This window comes from Terriglobus sp. YAF25, from assembly GCF_052113305.1.
Taxonomy (GTDB): domain Bacteria; phylum Acidobacteriota; class Terriglobia; order Terriglobales; family Acidobacteriaceae; genus Terriglobus.
This window is the reverse complement of sequence record NZ_JBFRCY010000101.1, coordinates 1-8,393: the sequence shown is the minus strand read 5'-3', so window position 1 is coordinate 8,393 and position 8,393 is coordinate 1. Positions and strand designations below refer to the sequence as shown.

General features: G+C 58.6%; 3 protein-coding genes. 1 reads left to right on the top strand and 2 read right to left on the bottom strand.

All coding sequences use genetic code 11. The features are described from left to right. Both AB4043_RS06025 and AB4043_RS06020 read right to left on the bottom strand, forming a co-directional pair. The coding region (locus AB4043_RS06025) for an efflux RND transporter permease subunit (RefSeq protein ID WP_442306669.1) at nt 1–3,114 on the bottom strand (3,114 nt) is incomplete at its 3' end. Nucleotides 3,115–3,143: 29 nt separating this feature from the next. Then, nucleotides 3,144–4,232 carry an efflux RND transporter periplasmic adaptor subunit gene (locus tag AB4043_RS06020; RefSeq protein ID WP_442299265.1) on the bottom strand — a complete coding sequence of 363 codons (1,089 nt, stop codon included), beginning with the start codon at nt 4,230–4,232 and terminating at the stop codon, nt 3,144–3,146. A 291-nt stretch (nt 4,233–4,523) separates the two neighbouring features. Here AB4043_RS06020 and bcsA point away from each other — a divergent pair. Next, the coding region (gene bcsA, locus AB4043_RS06015; protein WP_442306668.1) for a UDP-forming cellulose synthase catalytic subunit at nt 4,524–8,393 on the top strand (3,870 nt) is incomplete at its 3' end.

The window sequence follows — 8,393 nt, the reverse complement described above, 5'->3', positions numbered from 1 at the left end:
GAAGACATACAGCACGGGGATAAAGATCAGGTTCAGCACGGTCGAGAGCAGCATGCCTCCCACAATGGCAGTACCGACGGAGTGACGTCCTAACTTACCTGCGCCTTCTGCGAAGACCAGGGGAAGTACGCCCAGGATGAAGGCGAAGCTGGTCATGAGGATGGGGCGTAGGCGAAGCTCTGCAGCTTCGATAGCAGCGTCGACAATTGATCGGCCCTGCTCGCGGAGCTGTTCTGCGAACTCGACGATCAGGATGGCGTTCTTCGCCGAGAGACCGATCAGCATGACCAGACCGATCTGCACGTAGACGTCATCCACAAGTCCGCGAGCCGCAATCAGTCCAAGAGCGCCGAGCACGGCCATCGGTACGGCCAGAAGGATGATGAACGGCAGCGCCCAGGACTCATACTGTGCCGCCAGCGTGAGGTACACCACCAGCAGGCCGAGGCCGAAGATGACGATGGCCTTGCCCGCAGACTCAATCTCTTCCAGCGCCAGACCCGACCACGAGTAGGTCATGCCCTGGATTTTGTTCTTCTCGAAGAGCTTCTGCATATTCTCGAGACCCTGGCCCGAGGAGAGCCCAGGCGCGGCGGAACCGAGAATCTCAGCCGAGCGGAAGAGATTGTAGTGCGAGATGATCTGCGGTCCCGAATCTTCCCGGATGCTGACCAGGTTATCGAGCGAGATCATCTGCCCGGTATTGGAACGCACGTAGTACTGGCGGATGTCCTTCGCATTCTTGCGGAAGCCGGCATCGGCCTGAATGTAGACGCGGTACGAGCGATTGTTGAAGTCGAAGTCATTCACATAGGTTGACCCCATGAAGACTCCGAGCGCGTTGTTGATCTCAGAGAAGGGAACGCCGATGGCCTTTGCCTTCTCGCGGTCGATGACCACGGTGATCTGCGGATCATTGGCCGTGAATGAGGTATAGAGGCCCGTCAAGCCCGACTTTGGATCGCGGCCGGCGCCTACGATCTGATGTGCCACGCGATCGAGATCGGCAGGCGTGTTGCGGCCCTCATCCTGAAGCTCGAACTGGAATCCGCCGAAGCTGCCGATACCTTGAATCGGCGGTGGCTCGAAGGCAGCGATAATGCCGCCGGGAATCTGCATCAGCTTGGGAGCAACGCGCGCCACGACGGCTGAGGCTTGATGTTCGTCGCCCTTACGTTCTGCCTGCGGTTTCAGCGGGGCGAAGATCAGGCCCTGGTTGGAGGCGTTGCCGCTAAAGCCGAAGCCCATGACGGCAAAGGTGCCTACGACCTCAGGTTCCTTGGAGAGCAGCACCTGTGCCTGGTCGGCAAGGTTCTGCGTATAGGCCAAAGATGCACCCTGGGGAGCCAGCACCTGCATGATGAAGTAGTTCTGGTCTTCGCTGGGAACGAAGGCTGTGGGCACACTGCGATAGACAACAGCCGTTGCAACCAGACCGCCGATGAATAACAGGAGCATGACCCAGCGAATGCGGAGCACGAAATGGATCAGCTTCGCATACTGACGTCCCAGCCAGAGGATGAAATCGTCGATGCCGTGAGCGAATCCGCTGTAACCCTTGGCCAGGAAAGGAATGTGCGTCCAGTCCAGCATGTGGTACTTGGCCTCTTCGCCGCGCAGCAGAATTGCCGACAGAGCCGGCGAGAGCGTCAACGCGTTGAAGGCAGAGATGGCGATGGAAAAGGCGATGGTCAGCGAGAACTGTTTGTACAGAATGCCGGTGGTTCCCGGGAAGAAGCTAACCGGGATAAATACCGAGATCAGCACGAGGGAAGTCGCAATGACGGCGCTTGTTACCTCCGACATGGCTACCGAGGTCGCTTCGTGCGGGTCCTTGATCTTTCCATGGGAAAGGTGACGCTGTACGTTCTCGATGACGACGATGGCATCGTCCACCACAAGGCCGGTAGCCAGGGTGATGCCGAACATCGTGAGCGAGTTGATGGAGAAGTTGAAGATCTTGATGAAAGCGAAGGTGCCGATCAGCGAGACCGGGATGGTGACAGCCGGGATAATAGTCGCGCGCCAATCCAGCAGGAAGAGGAAGATGACGATGACGACGATGATGATGGCTTCAATGAGGGTATGAACAACCTCATTGATCGATTCGCCAACGACCGTGGTCGTATCGAACGCAATCACATACTTCAGTCCCGGAGGGAAGTTCTTCGCCAGGCGGGCCAGTTCGGCTTTCGCCGCTTTATCCACGGCAAGAGCATTGGCGTTTGAAAGCTGCTGAACACCGACACCCACACCCGGAATGCCGCTGTACTTCAGCGTACTGCCGTAGGTTTCGGCGCCGATCTCGGCGCGGCCTACATCCCTCAGGCGCACAATACCCGCTGAAGTGTTCTTGAGGATGATGTCTTCGAACTCTGAGGGTTGCGTCAGACGGCCTACAGCCCGGACCGCAATCTGATAGGTCTGGTTGGGATCGGCTGTCGGCGGTGCGCCCACGGCGCCGGCGGCGACTTCGACGTTCTGCTCCTGCAGCGCGCTGACAACGTCTGTAGCAGTCAGGTTACGGGCGGCGAGTTTGGTCGGGTCGATCCACAGGCGCATGGCGTACTTACGTGCGCCGAAGATGACCACGTCGCCCACGCCGGTAATACGCTTCAGAGGATCCTTGACGTAGAGGTCGACGTAGTTGGAGATGAACTCCGGTGAGTAGCGGTTATTCTCCGCGTAGAAACCACTCGCAAAAACGAAGTTCGGGTTGGCTTTGGTGATGGTGACGCCGGTGTTTTTGACGGCCTGGGGTAGAACACCCTGTGCCGATTGAACTCTGTTCTGGACGTCCACGGCTGCGATATTGAGGTCGTAGCCCGTCTGGAACGTAATGGTGATGCTGCTGGTGCCATCGTTACCGGAAGACGAGGTCATATACCGCATGCCCTCGACACCGTTGATGGCGGTCTCTAACTGGGTCGTAACGTCGTGCTCTACCGTCTGCGCATTGGCGCCGATGTAGACGCTGGTTACGGTGACCTGAGGAGGCGCGAGCTGCGGATAGAGCGAGATAGGTAATTGCGGAATGCAGACCGCGCCCGCAAGAATGATCAGCAGGGCACAGACGCTCGCAAAAATAGGGCGCCGAATAAAAAATTCAACCACAGAAGTAATCCTCGATAGGGGAGAGGCAGTTAGCTGAGCGGTTTAACCGGCATGCCTTCGGCCAGGAACTGCAGGCCGGAGGTGATGACCTTGTCACCCGGTTTAAGTCCTTCGAGCACGGGATAGGTGTTGCCAATGGGGTCGCCCACTTTGACCGCGACCTGATGTGCGATATAGCCGTTGCCTTGGGGCGCGGCGATCGTCACAAATGGCTGACCGTTGATGCGGGTGATTGCCAGCACTGGAACGGTAGGCTTGGGGGTGACATCCCAGGTCACACGGGCCTTGACGATCTGGAGATTGCGTACCGGGGCCGAGCTGGGAACCGGTGCCTTGGCCAGAACGCTCTGCATCCCGTTCTCCACCTGGGGAGAGAGGAAGTAGATGTTCGACTTCACGAGCGGCTTGCCTGTGTCATCCAGAATCTCAACCGGCAGGCCATTGCGCACCTGTGCGCCGCGTTCCGTCGGGATATAGATGTAGGCCTCGAGCTGTGAGTTCTCATCGACTGTGGTGAGCAGTGTCGTTGCCGAGACATAGTCGCCCTGGTGAACAGGGATGTCACCCACGATGCCATCGAACGGAGCCCGGATCTGGTAGTACGCCAACTGCTGGCGTTGGGCCGAAGTGCTCTCCTGAGAGGCCTTGTAGTCGCCTTCGGCGTTCTGGAAGTTCTGCAGGGCGATCTCATAGGCCTGCTTGGAGACGACACCGGCCTCGAAAAGGCCCTTCTGCCGGTCCAGCTCTGCCTTGTTGTACTGCAGAACGGCCTTCTTCTGGTTCTCTGTTCCTGCGGTGGAAGCGACCGTGGCCTGCTGCTTCAGCGGATCGATGGTCATCATCAACTGGCCGGCACGCACGTGATCGCCGCTCTTCACCAGAATGCGGGTCAGGTTGCCGTCTACCTGCGGCTGCAGCGTGGCGGAGCGCCGGCTCTTGATTGTGGACACATAGGTATCGCCATTGGGGACAGGGTTCAGCGATACCGCGGCCACCTGGACCGGCATGGCCTGCATCTGCTGGGGCTGCTGCTGCGCCGGAGCGCTCTGGCGGCACCCTGTCGTGGTGATGGTGGCAATGGAGACGAGTGTTGCTGCTACTGCTAGGGGGATGCGCATACAGGGCTTCCTCTGAAACGAACCTGAAATCTCTGGAACATCCAATTGGATGTGCAGTTTGCGTCGCGGATGCACGAAGAAAAGAAGAAAGTGCGGGCGATTGTTTCGATCTAGAAGCGTTCTCCATCCTAGCCCCTATCTTCTTCTGTCCAAAGGGGGAGCCGTAGGAATCAGAGCCTTGCCGGAGAGTGGTATCGTGATGAATGAAATACCCCGGAAAGTAAAGCGGGATGGGGTGGCCTATATAGGACAAAATGGGCCATTCAGACTTCCCTGGAGTGACGGCATTCGATGCGAGTAGTCCGCTGGCTGATCGTCCTTGTGGCCCTGTTTTTGGCGTTCCAGTTCATCAGCCTGTACCTGAGCTGGCAAAAGCAGGCCATTCTTGGCGCCGTACTGGTGGTTACGGCCATTGTCATAAACCGTATCTCCACCTCCAAGGTGGTCACCATCAGCCTGATGCTGCTTTCGGTCGTCATTACCAGCCGGTATGGCTGGTGGCGCATCGGGCAATTGATCGACTATTTCTCGGACGAGGCCAATAACCCATACAAGATCGATTCGGTGTTGATGCTGATCCTGCTGTCCGCAGAGATTTACACCATCCTGATCATGGTGCTGGGCTATATACAGACGGTATGGCCGCTCCAACGGCGTCCTGTGCCCCTGCCGGCAGATGAAGAGTTGTGGCCGCACGTCGACCTGCTGATTCCTACCTACAATGAGCCGCTCTCCCTAGTCCGCTATACCGCCCTGGCGGCCTTGAACATCGACTATCCGCCGGAAAAGCTGCATGTTTACGTTCTCGATGACGGTGTTCGGGACGAGTACCGGCTGTTCTGCGAAGAGGCGGGAATCGGGTACAAGATCCGGGAAAAGCATACGCACGCCAAGGCCGGCAACATCAATACGGCACTCGAGACGATGGACTCGCCGCTGGTCTCCATCTTCGACTGCGACCACGTGCCCACCCGCAGCTTCCTCCAGATGACGGTCGGCTGGTTCCTCAAGGACGAGAAGCTGGCCATGCTGCAGACGCCGCATCACTTCTACTCGGCGGATCCGTTCGAGCGCAATCTGCGCCAATACCATAGCATTCCGAATGAGGGCGAGCTGTTCTACGGCATTATTCAGGACGGCAACGACCTATGGAATGCGACATTTTTCTGCGGGTCGTGTGCCGTCATCCGGCGTAGCGCCCTGGATGAGGTAGGTGGCATCGCGACGGAGACGGTGACCGAGGACGCCCACACATCGCTTCGACTTCAGAAGCTGGGATACAACACGGCGTACCTCAACATTGCGATGGCTGCCGGATTGGCCACCGAGACCCTGGCTGCGCACGTGGGACAGCGAATCCGCTGGGCACGTGGCATGATCCAGATCCTGCGTACTGATAACCCGCTGCTGGCGCGCGGGATGAAGATGACCCAGCGGCTGTGCTACTTCAATGCCATGGCGCACTTTTTGTATGCGGTTCCGCGCCTGGTATTTCTGTGTGCCCCACTGATCTATATGCTCTTCAGCCGGACGATCATTCCCGGCTACTGGGTAGCTATTCTTGCGTACGCCCTGCCGCACCTCATCATCTCCAGCATAACCAACTCGCGCGTGCAGGGGACACACCGGCACTCCTTCTGGAATGAGATCTACGAGACGGTGCTGGCGCCTTACATCCTGATGCCAACCACGTTGGCACTGCTGAACCCCAAGCTCGGCAAGTTCAATGTGACCGATAAGGGCAGCACTCTGATGGAGACGCGATTTGACCGGTCTATCGCCGCGCCGACAACATGGCTGCTGCTTTTCAACCTCTTCGGTCTGGCACTAGCCCCCTATCGCTACTTTGTGACCGATCCAGGGCACCCGGGTACGGTGTTGAGCAATACCGCATGGATCGTTTTCAACATCATCATCCTGGGAGTTGCCGCGGCATGCGCGCACGAGCAGAAACAGCGCCGTAAGGCGGTTCGTATCGAAGCACGGATTGGCATACGAGCGCACCTGGCCGATGGGCGCGAGATCTCCGGATCGACCTTTGACATCTCGGTCGGCGGAGCCTCGATCGTGTTGGATGAAGATGTGCGCCTTCAGAAGGGAGACATCATTGAGATGTCTTTCCCCATGCAGACGAAGTCGCGCACGGTAAAGGCCAAAGTACTGGCGATTCTCGCAGGTGAGATCCGCATTGCGTTCTATCACCCGACCGTGGTTGAGCAGGAGACCCTGGCGCGCGTGCTGTACTCCCGTGCTGATTCATGGGTGAGCATCGAACGCGAAGTCGAAGTCGATCGCCCGCTGGTCAGCTTCGCGAGAGTGGCCAGGCTGTCACTCACCGGGCTGTACCAGGTGACGCGTGGTCTATTCGCATCGAAGAGCATCATCCTCTTCGCTCTTCTGCTGCTTGGCGGAATGGGGTATGCCCAAACAACGCCGCAGCAATTTGCGCCGCCGCAGGTTCAGTTGCCTCCGCAGACCTTCCGCCCACCGGCCGTTGGAAATGGGCCGGCTCCAGCGCCGGCACCGGTGAAGAAAGCTGCAGCTCCTAAGCGTCAACCAGTGCCGGCAGCTCCGGCTCCTAAGGCGGAGCCGGTGAAGCAGACCGCGGTTCAACCATCGAGGCCTGCTCCTTCGACAAGTCCCGTAGCTCCTTCACCAGCACCGGAGGCCCAGACGCCGGCGGTCGCTCAGAGCGCGCCCGAGACAGCACCGACTGCCGGTACCGCAAAGCCGATCCGGATCACGCTGAAAGACATGGGAATGGATAGCGGCATCGAGCTCCGGGGACCGCATAGCTACTACCCCGTGGGGTTTTCGTTACCGTATACCTTTGTTTCCCGGCATGCCGTACTGAAGGTCAGCTATAAGCTGGCTCCGGGTGTCGCACCTCACCCAGGGATGTTGAGGGTCTCTCTCAATAACAGCAACGTCGGCGAGATTCCGGTTGTGAACACCGGCGGTTTTGCCTATGCCGAGATCGATCTTCCGACCGATACACTCATCCGCAACAATGGTCTGACGTTCGAGTTCACCAGCAACGGCATCTTTCAGACAGAGGCCCAGGCGAAGGCGCAGGCTCAGGGCTGGATCGGCGCCACCTCGACGGTCGAGATCACAGGCGACAGCCTTCCGTTCCGCAACGATATCGGTCTGTTACCGATGCCTTTTCTCGATCGGGACCTGCAAACGATCACCACGATACCGTTTGTCTTTCTCTCGCAGCCTGGTCTAAAGACATTGCAGGCTGCCGGTGTGGTTGCGTCGTGGTTTGGCACGCAGGTAGGTCCGAAGCCCATTCGATACACGGCATCTCTGGAACAGCTCACTGAAGGAAACGTCGTTGTCTTTGCCGACAGCGCGGCAAGGCTTCCGGAGAGCATGAGACCCGCGCAACCGGAGCCGGGGCCCTACATCGCGGTGCGGAGAAATCCTTACGATGCCAACGGAACCGTGCTGATCGTCGCTGGAAATGATGAGGATCAACTGTTGGCCGCGGCGCGTGGCCTGGCGCAGAGAAAAGGCGCTCCCACAGCCAGGATGACGGAGCCGTCGCAGCCGGAGGGAGACACGCTGCGTATCAGCGATGCTTCGCCACCTTCACAGCGTGACATTGACGATGCTCCCCGCTGGATGCCGACGAATCGCCTGGTAAGTCTGGCCGACTACTCCAGCAAAGACCTGCTTAAGACGGATGGATCCCACCCGGTGCCGATCTATTTCCATGTGCCGCCGGATCTCTTTTATGGGGAAGTGCAGAACCTTCGCATGCTGGTCAGCTACCGCTATAACGCGACTACCATCCTGCCCGGTTCGGCGCTGCGGACCTATGTGAACGGAACGCTGGTCAATGAGGCTCCGCTTGCAGTGGGAACTGGGACGGTCGATCGTCAGCGGCAGATCGTCGTGCCCGTGGCTGCAATGCGTCCCTTCGGTAATACGCTGCAGTTCAGTTTTGATTTCATTCCGACCAAGGTGGGCGCGGCTACCGAGGGAGAGATTCTGAGCAACTCGGCACTGGATATCCGGAACCTGCCGCACTATGCGGGTCTGCCTGACCTGGAACTCTTTGCCAATGCTGCGTTCCCGTTCACGCGCCGAGCCGATCTTTCGGAGACGACGGTGATTATGCCGGCGAATCCCACCGCGAACGAGATCTCTCTG